We start from the raw sequence: 18139 nt of genomic DNA, 5'->3' as shown, positions 1-18139 counted from the left end.
CAGGTTGGTACAACACCTTAATGGTCTTGTACGTCAATCAGGTGGTCCAGTTTTTTCTGGAAATAATCCCCCTGAATAAAGCGGGCATCTACGTTCCAGGCATTGGCGAATAAAGTCATATCATTCAATTCGCGAATCAGGATATTCAGCGGTCTGATTTCATTATAGCTGGCAATTTTTTCTTGTAACTCTTCAATTTTAGTATCATGATTCAGCATCTGGGTTAAGCTGGAATGCAGGCTGACGCCATCTAGTTCCAGTTCTTGCAGTAGATTTGGACTATAGATAGACTGACCAAAATCACGCAGGGAAGTCAGTGCACCATGTTCATGCAGAACACGCAAATACTTCTGGGCATCTTGCTGATTCAGTAAAACATCCTCTTCCGAGAATTGGAGGGTAAGCGGATGCTGGTTTTTACTGCGGATAATCGTAATCAGCTTGGAGATAAATTCCGGGAAGGTACGGTCTTTAAATAATACTGCCCGATTCAAGTTAACAATTAAGCTGGCATCCGGATATTGGGTAATAAAGTTATGTAACTGTTTGCTGGCTTCAACCAGAATCCAGCGATCTAGTTTAATGGATAACTCGTCATCTTCACGCAGCTCAAGGATTGATGAAATATCCTGCCATTTATTGTCAAAGATAAAACCGCTGGTGACTTCATAGCGATAGAGGCGAGTATCTTCTTTATCATACAGTTGCTGATATTTTAAATGAATTTCGCCACGATCCAGACATACACGCAAGGCTTTTAATATAGAAGGCGTTCCATCCAGCACTGAAGTAACTGCCGGGCTGATGACCGCCGTTGTTGGACTATTAAGAGGTACTTCTTTCGCCACACTAAAGTCTATGCCTGGCATTTGAAGCGCTTGAGGGGTTGATGGCGCAGAAGTATCTAGAATAAATTCAGGGGCTGCTTCTGCTTGAGGTAAAGCAGTCGAGAAAGCTTGTGCCACCAGATCATTGTAGTGGCTTTCGTCATTCAGGCCATCTTCCAGCATGATATAGCCGATGCGAAAATTCAGCGGGAACGAGTTTTGTCCAACAGTAATGAGTTGAGGCTTGCTGAGGGCATTTAATCCAATCAGCTTGGACTCCAGGATTTGCTTTGAGTCCGCCTGAAACAGGCCAACAAAGACATCATATTCCAGTTTAAAGAGCGGAACATGAGTCTGTTCTTTCAGGAAGGCTCTAATTTCGTTGAAGTAACTACTAAAAGTGTGCCAGTCAGAGGAGAGCACTGTGGGCTCATAAGAGGTCAGAGAGAAGGTGACCAGCGCATTAAAAGGCGCAGGCTGCTTGCTCATTTTCCGTTTAAGTAGCTGGAAAGCACCGGGTTTACCTAGAGCTTTGTCTGTGCCTGATTGTGACTGTGCTTGTGTATCAATGGTGATTTGCAGGGCATCTTCTTCAGTCGTTGAAGCAAGAAATTCAAGTTTTAAGGGATTCGCCGCGGAGATTTTGGGGTTGACAGATACAATATCAAAACGGCCTAGGTCAAACTGCCCTTGAGAAATCTTTTTAAAGCGTGTTTTGAACTCGTTTAAATCTTCTGGCTGTAAGAGGTCAAGCAGGGGTAACCCGATCAGATCATCTTCACTGTGCAAGCCAAAAAGCTTCAGATAGTCAGCATTCGCCTGAATATGAATCCCTTCCTGAATGGTTGCGACGGCGCGGTTACTGTCTTCAACCAGAGACTGGGCCTGATTCTGGGCGGTTTCCAGTTCGTTCATCAAGTGCTGTTGGGTTTGCAAACCGCGGCTAAAAGACAGCGCGCGCACCAGACCAATATAGAAGCGTTCCGGATAATCTAGATTCAGAATGTCATAAATACCTTTATGGACATATTGTGCGTATTGCTCAGCCTTATAATCTTCAGGCTTGAGTAAAATAATGGGAAGTTCAGGCTGGTGAGAAAGACGAACCAGACTCAGGGCCTGCTCATATTTCAGGTCATAGGCACGACCGAAAATAATCAGATCCCAATTAAAATTCAGCTGTTTTTCAAAAGACTGCAGATCATCCAGCAGGACGGCATCCACCTGATATTGATTATTGCTCAGAAGGTCACGGATTTGGTTATATCTAATTTGATTATCATCAATAATCAGTAAACGTGTTTCAGTACGTTTCAACTTTTTAGACAATAATGGATTTCTCACTTTAATGCTTCCCATAAATCGTGATTTCTAGCTTCATTTGTATGCTTATGAATAAAGCGTTCAATAAGCTCTTGTTCCTGATCATTTAATAATTCGTAATCAAAGCGGATAAAACTTTGGGTAATCAGGTGGGCCTTGGTTAGATAAATCTTGAGCTCTTGCTGGCCAAGACGTAAATGAATGGTTTGTTTTTCCCGGAACATCTGTGAACCCGGCACAATGAGGCTGGTCGAAACCTGATCCAGTTGCGTGGTCTGGACCAAGAGAGCTGGCTGGTAATTGGCTTTATGAAGTTCGGTACGGGTGTAGACGGCACATGGATATAGCTCCTGTGTCAGCATTTCCAGACCAATTTCTAGGCTTTTATCTGTAGATTGCTTGATCCAGCGAATCACACCGCCGCGCCATTGACTCTGTGATTTTTCCTGTACCAGAATAAATTCACCAGTTTTTAGAAGTGGCGGTGTTATGCCAGACCATTTAATCCGGTAACCATTGACACTAATATCCAGCACTTCGGCACTATGAATCTGTTTGGTTTCCCGGTCCAGTGCCTTGATACTGCTAAATCCATTTGGAATGGCGCTTTGCAGGGAGCTGACAAAGCTGCTTTCGCTTTGTAAGTTGTAATTGGCCTCTAAGTCCAGTGTCTCATTAAAGTTCTTACCTTTGGACAGATAAAAATGAGCAACCGTCAGGCCAAAGCAGATATTAATTTGTGCCGAATATTCATAACGTTCATGACGGCGTTCCACATTATTTGAAAGCAGATGATAAATATGAAAATGCAAGGCAGGGGTCAGGAAGAGTTTTTCATTGCGTGACAGGTATTGGGCATTTTTGGTTTGCGTACCGGCCAGATGTTCCATCAGGCTCTGGGTAGCAATAAAGAAACTTGGCTTAAACTGCTCGCCCTGATGAGCGTTGAGTAAAGGTGGATGATCCTTGCTGGCATCTACCACATAACGAGACAGAGTGGTCTCTTTGGGCAGAATCTGAACCCGTTTCGCCCAGTCCGCACTGCATAAATATAAGCCCTGAATTTCTGCGGGACGAATCTGGTTGGTATTAAAAATATCCAGCAAGATGAGCTGTGCATAGGCTTGGGCAATATTCTGGATGTCATGTTCTGTTCCCAGAATCTGGTTGATATTGACCTGGTAGAAGTTATGCGCCATGGCACCTTCAAGCAACTGATGGGCAGCCAGCCATTGTCCCGGCCCGGGTGCGCTATACAGCATGTTTTGCTGGTAGAACAGCAGGCTCAGTTGCTGTAGCGCATAATAGGTGGAAACAATCCGGGCGGTTTGCAGACTTTTCTTTTTGCCTAGAGAAAAGAGCGAAAATTTTTGATGACTTAGCTGGTAATTGCAGCGTTTGACAATATCAATATAGATTTTGGTAAAGTAAGTACGTAACAGCATCGCCAGTTCAATGATCTGGTCATTGCGGTCAGTCGTAATCAGGCCCTGATTAATGAAATGCTTTTCCAGACTGCCCAGCACATTTTCAAGCGTGGGATGAAGGATTTGAATCAGGTCAAAGCGTAAGGTCTCAGCACACTTCAGTTCTGAAATTTCGAGTAAGGCGCTAAACAGGGATTTAGAAGAATTACCCAGTTGCAAGACTGAAATACCGGTAACCCACTCCTGTAAAGCCTTGGCATTGGTCGCACAAAAGCTTAACTCGTCGAGTTGAAGCTCAGTCGGTGTCTGAAAGATATCTGAAGTAAGTTTACTCATCTTTATTATTTAACTCAAAAATGTTGAATCCCCAAAAAGCGGTGTCTTATTTTTTTCACCCGCTATTTCTCTCACCAGTTTAGGAACCAAATACCCCGGTAGGCTCGCTAAAACTTCAGTGTAAATTTCATGAATACATTCAGGTGATAAATCAAAATGCTGCGCACCTTTTACTTTATCAAGTACATGTAAATAATAAGGCATTACGCCGGCATCGAATAAGCGATAGCTTAAGTCAATCAAAACCTGGGCGGAATCATTGACTCCTTTTAATAATACGGCCTGATTGAGTACGGTGATATGTTGCTGAACCAGTTGATTTAACTGCGTACAGGTTGAATCATCCAACTCCGATGCATGGTTTGAGTGTACCACTAGAATAATTCGTAGCCTACTGTTTTTCAACATGGTCAGTAGCTCTTCATCGATCCGATTTGGGATCACAATAGGAACTCGTGAATGTATTCTTAAGAATTTGAGATGTGGTACAGATTCCAGACGCTCAATCCATAATTTTAATTTTCGGTTTGACAGTGTTAAGGGATCACCACCGCTCAAAATAACTTCATTAATTTCTGGCTGGCTTTCCAGATACTGCCTGATATTGATCCAATCTTCATGTTTAGGCAGGTTTTCCTGATAAGGAAAATGCCGGCGGAAACAGTAACGGCAATGTACGGCACAGGCGCCTGTCAAGGTCAGCAGGAATCGGGAGCTATATTTATGCAGTACGCCTGGCTGCTGATTCGCCTGTTCTTCGCCCAGCGGATCTGTTACAAAGCCGGGATGCTCTTCCAGTTCCAGATGATGAGGCAATACTTGCAGTAACAGCGGGTCTAGAGGATTTCCAACCTGCATCCGTTCTACAAAAGCACGAGGTACGCGCAATTTAAACTGCTTGGACGCCAGCAGAGCGCCGGATAAAAGTTGCTCAGGGGAGAGTTTTAAAATTTCGAGAAGTTCATGCGGGTCGGTAATCAGGTCACTGAGTTGTGACTGCCAATTATGTTCTTGGTATAAATACTGTGTCATGCCGGAAGATTAAAAGAACTGAAAATTAAATGAAGCCAGCAGTTTAGCAGTTTGTCGATCAATGAGAATAAAAGCCGGCTGCAAAATTTTTAAAAATCCCTGTAATTTGCTATGGTAGGAGAAACTCGGTGCTTTTCTGCTTTGTGAGCCTCAGCAAGTACACAGCTTTGTGATAGCTGCTGTTAAGTTAAGCAGAGTCAGCCAGTTAAATCAGATTTTTTCGTTGCGGCAAAGTGTATTGCTCATTTAGAATACGCAGCATTAAATGAATGTGCATGTGGCAAACCATGTTCTTGTCAGACTTGCTAAATGACATTGCAACAGCCCATAGCATCAATAGATTAAAGTTAGTAAGTTTGGAGTGAGCCAATCATGGCCTATTATTCTACGAACGATTTCAAGTCTGGCCTTAAGGTTATGCTTGATGGTAACCCATGTGCAATCATGGAAAACGAATACGTTAAACCAGGTAAGGGCCAGGCGTTCAACCGCGTTAAACTACGTAATCTTCGCAGTGGTAAAGTTTTAGAAAAAACATTTAAATCTGGTGATTCACTAGAAGCTGCGGATATCGTAGAAGTAGAAATGGAATACTTGTACAACGACGGTGAAATGTGGAACTTCATGGATCCAGTATCATTTGAACAGATCGCTGCTGATAAAACAGCAATGGGTGATGCTGCCAAGTGGCTAAAAGACGATTCAAATGAAAAATGTACCATTATGTTATGGAATGGCGTGCCGCTTACTGTCAGCCCTCCTAACTTTGTGGTATTAAAAATTGTTGAAACTGATCCAGGTGTACGTGGTGATACCTCTGGCGGTGGTGGTAAGCCTGCGAAACTGGAAACAGGTGCTGTGGTACGTGTTCCATTGTTTGTTCAGCAGGAAGAAAACGTTCGTGTAGACACCCGTACTGGTGACTATTTAGAGCGTGTATAATGGTTTAAAAATAGACTATTATCAAAGGGGTGATGAAAATCATCCCTTTTTTTATGCCAAAGTCTTAGAGGAAATTAGAAAAAATTTGCCTAAAGTCGCAAAGGAAAAAACAGCAGTACCTCGAATAACACAATTATGCTGATTTGTATGCATCACAAATATGAGGGATTAAATGGAAACTTTACAGCAGAAGTCGACGCTGACTTCAAAAATCATCTGGCTTTTAGTAGCCATCGTCGGGGCAGTCTCCTTTGGAGTTCTAGCACTGAGTCGTGGTGAGCATGTCAATGCAGTCTGGCTGGTTCTGGCCGCAGCTTGTGTGTATAGCATCGCTTACCGTTTTTATAGTTTATTTATTGCCAATAAGGTTTTTGAACTGAACGAGCGCCGTCTGACACCTGCGCATCGCTTGGTCGATGGTCTGGACTATGTGCCCACCAATAAGAGTGTCCTGTTTGGCCACCATTTTGCAGCAATTGCCGGGGCTGGCCCATTGGTCGGTCCAATCCTTGCTGCACAGATGGGCTATTTACCGGGAACTATCTGGCTGCTGGTCGGTGTAGTGTTGGCCGGTGCGGTACAGGATTTCCTAGTCCTGTTTATTTCTACACGTCGAGATGGCCGCTCACTGGGTGAAATGGCGAAACAGGAACTCGGTACTTTTGCCGGGATTGTGGTCATGCTGGGTGCGCTGGGCGTGATGATTATTATTCTGGCGGTACTTGCACTGGTGGTGGTCAAAGCACTGACCAACAGTCCATGGGGGGTCTTCAGTATTGCCGCCACCATTCCGATTGCGATTTTTATGGGGATTTATATGCGCTTTATCCGTCCGGGTAAAATTGCAGAAGTTTCCATGATTGGTTTCGTATTGATGATGCTGGGCATCATTTATGGTGAAAACATCGCACAGCATCCGTATTGGGGACCCTTCTTTACGCTGTCGGGGACTGAACTGACCTGGGCTTTGATCATTTATGGTTTTATCGCTTCGGTATTGCCAGTGTGGTTGTTACTTGCACCACGTGATTATTTATCTACTTTCTTGAAAATTGGAGTGATTGCGGGTCTGGCTGTAGGTATTATTTTTGCAATGCCAGAAATGAAATTACCGGCCGTAACTCAGTTTATTGACGGAACAGGTCCGGTCTTTGCGGGATCTATCTTCCCATTTCTGTTCATTACAATTGCCTGTGGTGCCATTTCCGGCTTCCACGCCCTGGTTTCTTCGGGAACCACGCCTAAACTGGTCAACAATGAACGCGATATCCGGATGATCGGTTATGGCGGTATGTTAATGGAGTCCTTTGTGGCGATCATGGCATTGATCTGTGCGGCAGTGCTGGATCCGGGGGTATATTTTGCCATTAACTCGCCGGCGGCATTGCTGGGTACTACGGCAGAAAGTGCGGCAGAAGCGGTGCGTAATCTTGGTTTCGTTGTTACCCCTGAGGCCCTCACTGTACTGGCTCAGGAAGTCGGTGAGAGCTCGATTCTGTCGCGTACCGGGGGTGCACCAACCTTTGCCATTGGTATGGCGCATATCATTACTGAAATTTTCAATAGCCGTGAAATGATGGCCTTCTGGTATCACTTTGCCATCCTGTTTGAAGCACTTTTCATTCTGACTGCCGTCGATGCTGGTACGCGTGCCTGCCGTTTCATGGTTCAAGATACAGTCGGAATTGTGATTCCTGCGGTAAAAAAATCGCATAATTTTTTTGGTAACCTGCTTGGTACAGCTGTAGCTGTTGCCGGTTGGGGCTTCTTTGTCTATCAGGGCGTAGTCGATCCATTGGGCGGAATTAACAGCTTATGGCCGCTATTCGGTATTGGTAACCAGATTCTGGCTGCAATGGCACTCATTCTAGGTACTGTCATCCTGTTCAAAATGAAGAAAGAAAAATATGTATGGGTCACTATTGTTCCCACCATTTTCCTATTTATTACTTCGATGACTGCGGGCTGGCAGAAGATTTTCCATGACAATCCAAAAATCGGCTTTCTGGCGCAAGCAGAGCGCTTTAATACTGCTATTGCCAAGAACGAAATTCTGGCACCTGCCAAAACAATGGCTGAAATGCAGACTGTCGCAATGTCCAACCAGATCAATGCGGTACTGTGTGCCTTCTTCATGATTGTGGCTTTTGTCATGCTGTTTGCCGCAATTGGGGTTATCCGTCGTGCACTTGCAAGTCCTGTACCGACTGTCAACGAAGCAGAAGCGGTTTATCGCGATCCCGAAGACATTCAGCCTGTAAAAACACATTAAGAGGGGTATGACCGATGAACCTGAAGTTTGCCAAAGCGGGTAAAACAGTGATGTATAAAATCATCAAGATGACAGTGATGGCCCAGAAGGAGTTAATTCTGAACCCGAAAAACTGGTCACGGATTGCAACTTTGTGGCAGCGTTTGCAGCAGAGCTTCCGCCTGATGGTGGGCGTGCCAGATTACCAGACTTATCTGGCGCATATGCAGCAGCATCATTCTGATCTGGAGCCAATGGATCCTAAAACCTTTTACCGTCATTGTGTGGATTCTCGCTATCCATCCGCTGGCGGAGAGATGAAAAAATGTCCATGTTAATCGGTTGAAAAATAAGCGCCTTTCGGGGCGCTTTTTTATGCAGGTGATTTAATGCTTGAACAAGATAAAAAATAGTCATTAATTTTGACATTTAGGCCTTTAGGTTTTTCTGTTGTCGGGTTATTGGGGTAAACCTTGGAAAGATGGTGTTTCAGTAAAACATAGAGCATTTTAAACAATTTTTTTTGATTGGTTTATCGAAGAAAATGGTTTACAGAAGTCTATGGATTTATGGCGTGAGAGTTTAAAAACCTGTTATCTGACAGGTTAGTGATCTGGAAAGAAGAGCGGACATTTGGGGGAATATTAAAAAAGAGTGTATGTTACTCTTAAGCCATGTTTTATTAGGAAAAATATTGTGATCTGGGGCATGAAACAAAAAGAAAAATTAGATATTGCACACGTTAATGATGCGCTTGAGCAGAAGGTGGTCAGTTATGCACCCAGAATCCAGCAATTTTTTGAAGAAATTAATGCCATTATTTTAGATAAACAGGCAAAAACCCGATTGGCGCTGTGCTGCCTTATTGCAGGGGGGCACGTACTATTTGAAGATTTGCCTGGTCTGGGAAAAACCACTTTAGCAAGCAGTCTGGCGCATCTGACAGGGCTGCAATTTCAGCGTATCCAGTTTACTAATGACATGCTGGCCAGTGATGTGATTGGGATTAACATGTTTAATCAGAAAGAACATCAGTTTGAGTTTAAGCAGGGGCCTATTTTTACTCAGATTTTGCTGGCAGATGAAATTAACCGTTCCAGTCCTAAAACTCAAAGTGCCTTGCTTGAAGCCATGGAGGAAGGCTATGTCACTGTCGATGCTGTACGTTATGCCTTGCCGAAACCATTTTGGGTAATTGCCACCCAAAATCCACTTTTCCAGAGTGGCACCTATGCTTTGCCTGAATCGCAATTAGACCGCTTTTTAATGCGGTTGTCTTTGGGCTATCCATCCCGACATGCAGAGAAAATGCTACTACAGCAGGAATCACGTTTTGCCCTCATTGCCAGTCTGGCGCATGTTTTTACAGAATATGAAGTATTGGCATTACAACAGCTGACCCAGCAGGTTTTTATCAGTGAGGCGGTACAGGAGTATATGCTGGATCTGGCAGAAGAAACCCGCAAAAAACAGCATGGACTGTCTACCCGCGGCTTATTGGCGCTCAAGCGCGCAGCACAGGCCCATGCCTTGATCCAGCAGCGGACCTTTGTCACGCCTGATGATATACAGGCGGTATTTGTGGCGGTCGCCTCACATCGTCTGGGTTTAAGTGAAGCAGAAACTTTAAACCTAATGCAACAGGTTGCAGTGAGCTAAAGGAGTTTTCTTTTGGATAAAACCTGGCGAAACTGGCTCACCAAACGCTTTCAGTTTAGACAGCAAAAACAGTTTTCACAGCGCGATATTCTGGTCTTTATTTATCGGCAGGGCTATCTGTACCTGATTTTGATCCTGATTACTTTTACTGCTGGTGTGAACTATGCCAATAACCTGATTTTGGGATTCTGCTTTTTAATCACCGCCATATTGTGTATCAGCTTTTATTTAACTTTTAAACAGTTACATGGCTTACAGATTGAACTGGTTGCAGATGAAGTGGGGCAGGTAGGGCATGATATGAATCTGCATTTTTATTTTCAGCAACAGCCGCCACGACCGCGTTATCTGTATATTCAGGCGGGTGAGCAGCTACATAAAGTATATCTGGATGAGTCCAGGCAGCACTGGATTCTCCCTTTTTATGCCGAAAAACGTGGGAAATTTGACTATCCTACAATTCGGATTTATTCAGTTTATCCTTTTGGGCTGGTGCGGGCCTGGACCTATTTATATCATCAGAATTTTGCCTGGGTTGCGCCTCAGGCCAAAGCTTTCAGTGCAGAACATCGTGCCTATCAAAACCGTTTTGAACCAGATATGGATGAGTTTCGCGAACTGCGTAACTATCAGTCTGGAGATTCTTTGCAAGCCGTCTCCTGGAAGCAGTTTGCGCGTGGACAGGGCTTATACGTCAAGGTCTTTGAACAGTATCAGGATGAGCACAGTATTGAAATTCATTATGAGCATATGCCCAGTCAGTCGCACGAGGAAAAGCTGGAATTTGTCATGGGGCTGATTGAGCAGTGTGAGCAGCAGCAATGCGCTTATATGCTGCATTTACCGCAGGAAGTATTGCCCAAAGGTGCTGGCGAGGAACAACTACGCAAAGCTAAGCAGCTTTTGGCACAGGCATAAGGGTACGGGCAATGGAGAAAATCAATACAAAACTACGAGTATCGGTCGTGTTAAGTTTGGGATTCATCCTGCTGGCCCAGATCGCCTTTTTACCCGTTTTATTGAGTCTGATTTTTGCCATTAGTTTGATCTGTATCTGGATTTCACTCAAAAGACAGAGAGCCTTTTCTAAAAAATGGACCTTCTCGCTGACAGTCTTGGCATTAGCCAGCATTTATCTGGATTATCAGAGTTTTTTAGGTGTAGAGGCAGGCGTAGCGGTACTGACAACTTTTTTGTATGCCAAATCCCTGGAAACCCGAAACAGACGTGATCTGATTATTGTTTTTAATTTTGCACTATTTGTGGCTGCCAGTTCATTTTTATTTAGCCAGTCGTTTATGATGGCATTGGCCATTCTATTGTGTCTGCTCAGCTGTCTAATCGGGTTGTACCGAATCCAGACCAGCGAGTTTGAGCAAGACCAAAGCTCCCAGCGCCAGGCTTTGCAGCAAGATGCCAAATATGTCGGTAAATTTATCGTCTATGCCATTCCATTTTTTCTGCTGCTTTTTATTTTTTTTCCGCGTTTGCCACCTCTCTGGCATATTCCTATTCCTGAAAATAAAAGCATAACCGGCATTAGTGACAGCATGTCGCCCGGTGATATTGCCGAATTGTCTCAGTCCAGTGCGTTGGCATTCCGGATTATCGGGGACATGAGCAAGTTACCGCCGCGTTCGGAATTATATTGGCGAGCCTTGGTACTGGATGATTATGACGGCCAGCGCTGGACCAGCCATCCTGTGAATCAGCAGCCTTTAATCCAGCAGTCGCGGAACCTTGCTGCAATGAATCATCGCTGGGATTATCAGTATCTGGCAGCTGATCCTTCAGTGTTCTGGATCATGGGGCTGGAAAAATCCATCCCCTTGGAACGCCGTTATTATAATCGTCAGGACTGGAGCATTGTTCCAAGACGCCTGACCCAGAGGGTGGAGCCGATTCATTTACAGTGGATAGACCAGCCAAATGCAGGCCAGGCGTTGGCGCCCCACTATATGCAGCGTATCAATACCCAAATACAGTCCGGTTTAGATCCTGAGGCCCAGCGACTGGCTCAGCGCTTATATCAGCAAAGTGGTGCCGAGCCACGCCGTTATATACACAATGTGCTGAACTGGTATCAGCAGAATGGTTTTGTCTATACCCTCAAGCCCGGCGTCATGGGAAAGAACCGGATTGATGAGTTTTTATTTAAATCCCGGCAAGGTTTTTGCGAGCACTATGCTTCCAGTTTTGTCATGCTGATGCGCTACGCAGGAATTCCGGCCAGAGTAGTGACAGGTTATCAGGGTGGGCAAGCTGCGCCTGATGGACGTAGCTGGGAGGTACGGCAACTGGATGCACATGCTTGGGCCGAAGTCTGGATAGATGACACATGGCAGCGTTTCGATCCCACTGCAATGGTCGCGCCACAACGCATTGATGACGGAATGCAAAATCTGATGACTGAGGATGAGCGAGTTCGGGCCAATTCATCCGGCTGGCCTACCCAGCATCATCTCTGGCTTACCACAATGCGGGTCTGGAGTGATTATGCGAGTTATCAATGGCAAAGCAAGGTGGTGGGTTATAATACAGAATCTCAGCAAAGCTGGATGTCTAAACTCGGTCTGAATTCGGTTTATTCCAGTATTATGCTTATGGTTGCTGGTATCGTCATTCTTGCTTTACTGTATGCGCTCAGCATTTATTGGAAACTTCGGCAGGCGCAATCCCCTTTAGAACGCAGCATACAGCAGTTAAACCAGTCTTTAAGCCAGCCTTTAAAGCAGCAGTCTGCTGAGACCTTTCGCCAGTGGATGTTGCGCTTGTCGAAACAGGCAGATGGCACGGATCCGGCCTTATTTTCTGATGCCATTCAAATTTTTGAGAAACAGGCCTATTCAGGTGTGCAATTAGACACCCAAGAATTAAGCAGATTCAAGGATTTGCTTAAAACTTGTGCATCTGTTTTAAGAGCTAAATAAAAATGCTTGTCTTTGTGAGAAAAAATTTATAAGATGCGTGGCATATAGGCGTATAGCTCAGTTGGTTAGAGCGCTACGTTGACATCGTAGAGGTCTCCAGTTCGAGTCTGGATATGCCTACCATATTTACTGAGTAATCAGTTGCTTAAAACCCACCTTATCAGGTGGGTTTTTTGTTTTGGGATATCTTTGGAGGAAATTAATAGTTGTCGAGTGTGGACAAACTCCCATGTTGATTCTCAAATGAAGACTCCTTTATTCAGGATAAAACTTTTAAGTTGAAAGACATAAAATTATTTTCATCATTAAATATGATATGTATTGGTGATTATTATCATTTTTTCTATTGAAGTTTTTGTCCAGCTTTGAAATTCATGTTTATTTCCCCCGCATTTTATAGAAAGCTAAAAACTAACTCTCTAACCAACCAATAAAACTTATTAAAAAAATATATTATTGATTTTGTTTGGTTTATTTTAGGTTTGCTATATGGTTTTTATAGAGTGAATTTACCAATAAGTAAAAAGTGTAAATATTCCAAATTTCCAACCTTAAAATATTCCTATAAATTTAAGATTTTATTGAGCATTTTAGCTTTAGCTATTTAAGTCAAATTATGAGAAAATAGGATGAGCAGCAGGGGTGAAGGCTTCCTGTTTTAGACTTAAAATGTCTAAGATAAGAAACACCAACTCTTATTCTATTGTTGGTTTACGCAATAGGACGATAAGCTGCTATTTCGTACGAAAAGCATATGAACTATACCAGGTTGTGCTGTGTCGTACAGATTTGGAAAAAATCCGATTCTAACGTCAGTGTAAGGGCTTCAGTTTTGCAACTGCTGTTAAGAGCAGCCAGACCATGCAACGCTATCTTTGATCTGATGGTACGGTTCGAGCATTTATCTCAATATGATGAAAGAAATAAGGTGATCCCATCAGATCTGTATCCTTATAGGCTGGCTTCATGAGCTAAAGCATCATTTCGTTTATTTATGGTGAAGGTATTCATTTCTCTACTGAGATGTCTATTCAGCCAAGTAAAATAGTTTTAAACCTATGTAAGTTTCATGGAAACTTAACCATGTATATCTATAAATAAAGCGTAAATATGCGCAAAGAAGGGATTACGTGAGGAAAAAGCTAGAAACGGAATGAAAAAAAGAGTCGTTAAGTACTATTTCGTTTCGAAATGTCATCATCACAGGATATTTCGTTGACTGGAATGCAATCAGGCCCGATACTCTCAGGGTTTATTTAAGCAAATCGGTTCGCAGGAACTGGGTCAAAAGCTCGGTTCTTAAAAACTCAATCTAACGCAAGGGGCTATATATGGCTGGTGGAAAGTCAACCATCATTTACACACTGACTGACGAGGCGCCATTGTTGGCGACTTATTCGCTGCTGCCGATCATTGAGACCTTTACGAAGCCGGCTGGTGTTAAAGTTGTTAAAACTGACATCTCTGTGGCTGCACGCGTGCTCGCTGAATTTTCAGACTACCTCAGTGAAGAACAAAAGGTAGCAGACAATCTTGCAGAGCTAGGTCGTCTTACCCAAGATCCAGATACGAATATTATCAAACTTCCGAACATCAGTGCTTCTGTGGCTCAGTTGATGTCTTGTATTAAAGAGCTTCAATCTAAGGGTTATGCAATTCCTGACTATCCGGAAAATCCTGCGACTGAAGAAGAAAAAGCAATCAAGGCGCGTTATAGTAAATGTCTGGGTTCTGCAGTAAACCCTGTATTACGTGAAGGTAACTCTGACCGTCGTGCACCAGCTGCAGTGAAAAACTATGCGAAAAAACACCCGCATTCAATGAATGAATGGAAACAGTGGTCACAAACTCACGTTTCTCACATGGATGAAGGTGATTTCTACCACGGTGAAAAGTCAATGACTCTGGACCGTGCGCGTAATGTGAAAATGGAATTGATCACCAAGTCAGGTGAAACCATTGTTCTGAAGCCAAAAGTTGCGCTGCAAGACGGTGAAATCATCGACTCCATGTTCATGAGCAAAAAAGCGCTTTGTGACTTCTATGAAAAAGAACTAGATGATTGTAAAGAAGCTGGCATTTTGTTCTCTTTACACGTTAAAGCAACCATGATGAAAGTTTCACACCCGATCGTATTCGGTCACTGTGTGAAAATTTACTACAAAGATGCTTTTGAAAAACACGGTAAATTGTTTGATGAGCTGGGTATCAACGTAAACAACGGTATGGCAGGTCTTTACGAGAAGATCGAAACTCTACCGACATCTTTACGTGAAGAAATCATCGAAGATTTACACGCTTGCCAAGAACACCGTCCAGCACTGGCAATGGTTGATTCTGCTAAAGGCATCACCAACTTCCACTCACCAAACGACGTGATTGTAGATGCTTCTATGCCTGCAATGATCCGTGGTGGCGGTAAAATGTGGGGTGCTGACGGCAAGCCTTATGACTGTAAAGCAGTCATGCCGGAATCGACTTTCGCGCGTATTTACCAGGAAATGATCAACTTCTGTAAGTGGAATGGTAACTTCGATCCACGTACGATGGGTACTGTACCTAACGTTGGTCTGATGGCGCAAAAAGCCGAAGAATACGGTTCACACGACAAGACTTTCGAAATTCCTGAAGCGGGTATTGCGAACATCACTGACCTGGAAACAGGTGAAGTGTTGATGTCTCAAAACGTGGAAGAAGGTGATATCTGGCGTATGTGCCAGGTGAAAGACGCACCGATCCGTGACTGGGTAAAACTGGCTGTAACGCGTGCACGTAACTCTGGCATGCCTGCAATCTTCTGGCTTGACCCGTACCGCCCACATGAAAACGAACTGATCAAGAAAGTTCAGGAATACCTGAAAGATCACGACACTGAAGGCCTGGACATCCAGATTATGTCTCAGGTTCGTGCGATGCGTTATACACTTGAACGTGTTGCTCGCGGTCTGGACACTATTTCTGTAACCGGTAATATTCTGCGTGACTACCTGACTGACTTGTTCCCGATCATGGAGTTGGGTACTTCAGCGAAAATGTTGTCTATCGTGCCGTTAATGGCAGGTGGCGGCATGTACGAAACAGGTGCGGGTGGTTCTGCACCTAAACACGTACAGCAACTGGTAGAAGAAAACCACTTACGTTGGGATTCTTTGGGCGAGTTCTTGGCGCTGGCTGTTTCTCTTGAAGAAATGGGTATTAAAGAGAATAACCCGCGTGCGAAACTGCTTGCAAAAACGCTAGATGCTGCAACTGGTAAATTGCTGGACAATGACAAGTCTCCATCACGTCGTACTGGCGAGCTGGATAACCGTGGCAGCCACTTCTACCTGGCTAAATTCTGGTCTGAAGAACTTGCTGGGCAAGATGAAGATACAGAATTGAAAGCGAAATTTGCTCCGATTGCTCAAGCTTTAGCTGAAAATGAAGAGAAGATTGTCGCTGAGTTGAACGAAGTTCAAGGTAAGCCTGCAGACATCGGTGGTTACTATGCAGTAGATCCGGCGAAAGTAAATGCCGTGATGCGCCCAAGTGAGACATTGAACCAGATCATTGGATCGCTACAAGCTTAAGTACAAGCTGTGCTGATCTTCGGGTCAGTCAAGTGAGATAAGAACCGGTGCCTAGGCGCCGGTTTTTTTGTTTTTTATTTCTAAATTTTAATAAGATGAGTATTCAAGCTGTTAAGGAATAATTGGAAATTTTCTTTTTCAATACAACATGCTGTCAGCAAAAATCTGCCAAAAATTGATTTTAAAAATATTTTTACTTTGGCCATATTGATTTAAAAAACCTGCATTACACTGAACCTACCTGCTCTCATTTCATTGAGGATATTGTCATGAGTCATGCATTTATACAGCCAACTTTCACAGGCCCAGTTGATATTATAGGGGATATTCATGGAGAGATTGAGGCACTGGATCGTTTGCTACACGTGTTGGGCTATGATGAGGAGGGGAATCAAGCAGAACAGCGCAGGCTGATCTTTGTCGGAGATTTATGTGACCGTGGTCCGGATAGCGTGGCGGTACTCAAACGGGTTAAATGCTTGGTAGAAGCGGGTCGGGCACAATGCGTCTTGGGAAACCATGAAATTAATCTACTCACTGATACGTTTAGAGAGGGGAATGGCTGGTTCTTTGGCTCAGCACATCAGGATGATTTTAAAGCTTTTAATTCAGTTCCAGCATCCGAAGTACATCGAAAATGGATTCTGGACTTTCTAAACAGCCTGCCTCTGGTTTTAGACGCGCCGCATTTAAGAGTGGTACATGCCTGTTGGGATCAACGCTCGGTTGATCAGTTGCGATCATCTTCTTTTTACTCACTGCGTCAGGCTTATGAGTATTTCCTGGAGCAAACTGCGCTTGAGCTACAGGCTCTGGGAATAAGTGAACAGATTCAGGCAGAACAGCAGCAATATCAGGGGCAATTGAAGGACCCCACTGCAAGCATTCCTTTATTAAAATCTCTCGCAGAAAAAGAGTGGCGCGACCAGATGCAGAATCCGATCCGAACCTTGAGTTCAGGTGCGGAAATAATTGCTCAGAAACCGGTTTATGCCGGCGGGCGCTGGCGTATGATCGACCGTCTGGCGTGGTGGGAGAACTATGCAAATAGAGTACCAGTCGTAATCGGGCATTACTGGCGTAACTTTAAAAGTGCTGAAGAAAAGTCTGGCCTGTTTAAAGATATTGATGCGGTGATGTGGTTCGGGCAGCACAGTAATGTATTCTGTGTTGACTACTCAGTTGGTAAGCGTTATCACGACCGACAGCAGCAGGCTGAGTTCAGTCAACATCTGGGCGCTTTGAGATTGCCGGAACAACGCCTGATCTTTGAAAATGGCAGGCAGTATCAGACGCACAGATAACATAAAAAAGCAGCCTGAAAGACTGCTTTTTTAGTGAAATCAAAAGATTATTCTACTTCAATGATTTCATAATCATGGGTAATTTCGACACCACCGTCAGACAGCATTTTGCTGGCAGAACAATATTTTTCCGCAGACAATTCTACCGCTTTGGCCACTTGCTTGTCTTTAATTCCTTTGCCACTAACCACAAAGTGTAAGTGAATTTTGGTAAATACGGCAGGAATCGTATCAGCACGTTCAGCTTTCAGTTCGCAGCATACATCGCTAATATCCTGACGTGCTTTCTTTAAAATCGTCACAATATCAAAAGAAGCACATCCACCTAAACCGGTTAAAATGAGTTCCATTGGACGCGGGCCACGATTTTCACCGCCGTATTCTGCTGAGCCATCCATGATGATACTATGTCCACTTTGGGTTTTTGCCTCAAAAGCAACATTCTCTAGCCAATGAACACTTGTTTGCATTGCAACTACCTAAAAAAAGCTATAAATTTGTAAAGTAACTGTACACTAACATAAATTGGGTTGATACGG

At 43.9% G+C, this 18139-nt stretch carries 12 protein-coding genes and 1 tRNA gene; 9 read left to right on the top strand and 4 right to left on the bottom strand.

Features of this window, described 5'->3' with window-relative positions:
- Positions 1-17: 17 nt before the first annotated feature.
- From E5Y90_RS08395 to epmB, 3 genes are read right to left on the bottom strand one after another with little or no spacing between them, the layout of a single operon-like run.
- Positions 18-2186, bottom strand: coding sequence for an EAL domain-containing protein (locus tag E5Y90_RS08395; RefSeq protein WP_174659963.1), 2169 nt, complete (start codon positions 2184-2186; stop codon positions 18-20).
- On the bottom strand, positions 2168-3913 hold the full coding sequence (locus E5Y90_RS08390) for a GTPase (protein WP_174659962.1): 1746 nt from the start codon (positions 3911-3913) through the stop codon (positions 2168-2170). The genes E5Y90_RS08395 and E5Y90_RS08390 overlap by 19 nt, the downstream gene beginning before the upstream one ends.
- Before the next feature lie 9 nt (positions 3914-3922).
- Entirely contained in the window at positions 3923-4945 is a 1023-nt protein-coding gene (gene epmB / locus E5Y90_RS08385) for an EF-P beta-lysylation protein EpmB (RefSeq protein WP_174659961.1), read from the bottom strand.
- Positions 4946-5317: 372 nt separating this feature from the next.
- Here epmB and efp point away from each other — a divergent pair, with 372 nt between their 5' ends.
- The 9 genes from efp to E5Y90_RS08340 all read left to right on the top strand — a co-directional run bounded on the left by efp (position 5318) and on the right by E5Y90_RS08340 (position 17600).
- Positions 5318-5887, top strand: coding sequence for an elongation factor P (efp, locus tag E5Y90_RS08380; RefSeq protein ID WP_151204865.1), 570 nt, complete (start codon positions 5318-5320; stop codon positions 5885-5887).
- A gap of 172 nt (positions 5888-6059) precedes the next feature.
- On the top strand, positions 6060-8159 hold the full coding sequence (locus E5Y90_RS08375) for a carbon starvation CstA family protein (RefSeq protein ID WP_174659960.1): 2100 nt from the start codon (positions 6060-6062) through the stop codon (positions 8157-8159).
- 14 nt (positions 8160-8173) lie between these two features.
- Positions 8174-8476, top strand: coding sequence for a YbdD/YjiX family protein (locus E5Y90_RS08370; protein ID WP_174659959.1), 303 nt, complete (start codon positions 8174-8176; stop codon positions 8474-8476).
- 358 nt (positions 8477-8834) lie between these two features.
- Positions 8835-9797, top strand: coding sequence for an AAA family ATPase (locus E5Y90_RS08365; RefSeq protein WP_373688390.1), 963 nt, complete (start codon positions 8835-8837; stop codon positions 9795-9797).
- 12 nt (positions 9798-9809) lie between these two features.
- A complete protein-coding gene (locus tag E5Y90_RS08360; RefSeq protein WP_174659957.1) occupies positions 9810-10715 on the top strand; it encodes a DUF58 domain-containing protein in 906 nt (301 codons plus the stop codon).
- An 11-nt stretch (positions 10716-10726) separates the two neighbouring features.
- Positions 10727-12727: a transglutaminaseTgpA domain-containing protein gene (locus E5Y90_RS08355; protein ID WP_174659956.1), complete on the top strand. Its 2001-nt coding sequence runs from the start codon at positions 10727-10729 to the stop codon at positions 12725-12727.
- 46 nt (positions 12728-12773) lie between these two features.
- A tRNA-Val gene (locus E5Y90_RS08350) sits at positions 12774-12850 on the top strand.
- A gap of 1208 nt (positions 12851-14058) precedes the next feature.
- The gene (locus tag E5Y90_RS08345) at positions 14059-16296 is read left to right on the top strand and encodes an NADP-dependent isocitrate dehydrogenase (RefSeq protein ID WP_174659955.1); all 2238 of its coding nucleotides are present in this window, start codon (positions 14059-14061) and stop codon (positions 16294-16296) included.
- A 269-nt stretch (positions 16297-16565) separates the two neighbouring features.
- The gene (locus E5Y90_RS08340) at positions 16566-17600 is read left to right on the top strand and encodes a metallophosphoesterase (RefSeq protein ID WP_174659954.1); all 1035 of its coding nucleotides are present in this window, start codon (positions 16566-16568) and stop codon (positions 17598-17600) included.
- A gap of 47 nt (positions 17601-17647) precedes the next feature.
- Here the strand turns inward: E5Y90_RS08340 and E5Y90_RS08335 are convergent, their stop codons facing one another.
- On the bottom strand, positions 17648-18070 hold the full coding sequence (locus E5Y90_RS08335; RefSeq protein ID WP_151206108.1) for an OsmC family protein: 423 nt from the start codon (positions 18068-18070) through the stop codon (positions 17648-17650).
- Positions 18071-18139 lie beyond the last annotated feature (69 nt).

Origin of the sequence: Acinetobacter sp. 10FS3-1 (genome assembly GCF_013343215.1) — a bacterium.
GTDB classification, from domain to species: domain Bacteria; phylum Pseudomonadota; class Gammaproteobacteria; order Pseudomonadales; family Moraxellaceae; genus Acinetobacter; species Acinetobacter lwoffii_C.
The sequence above is the reverse complement of the archived record's forward strand: the minus strand, read 5'-3'. Positions and strand labels throughout refer to the sequence as shown.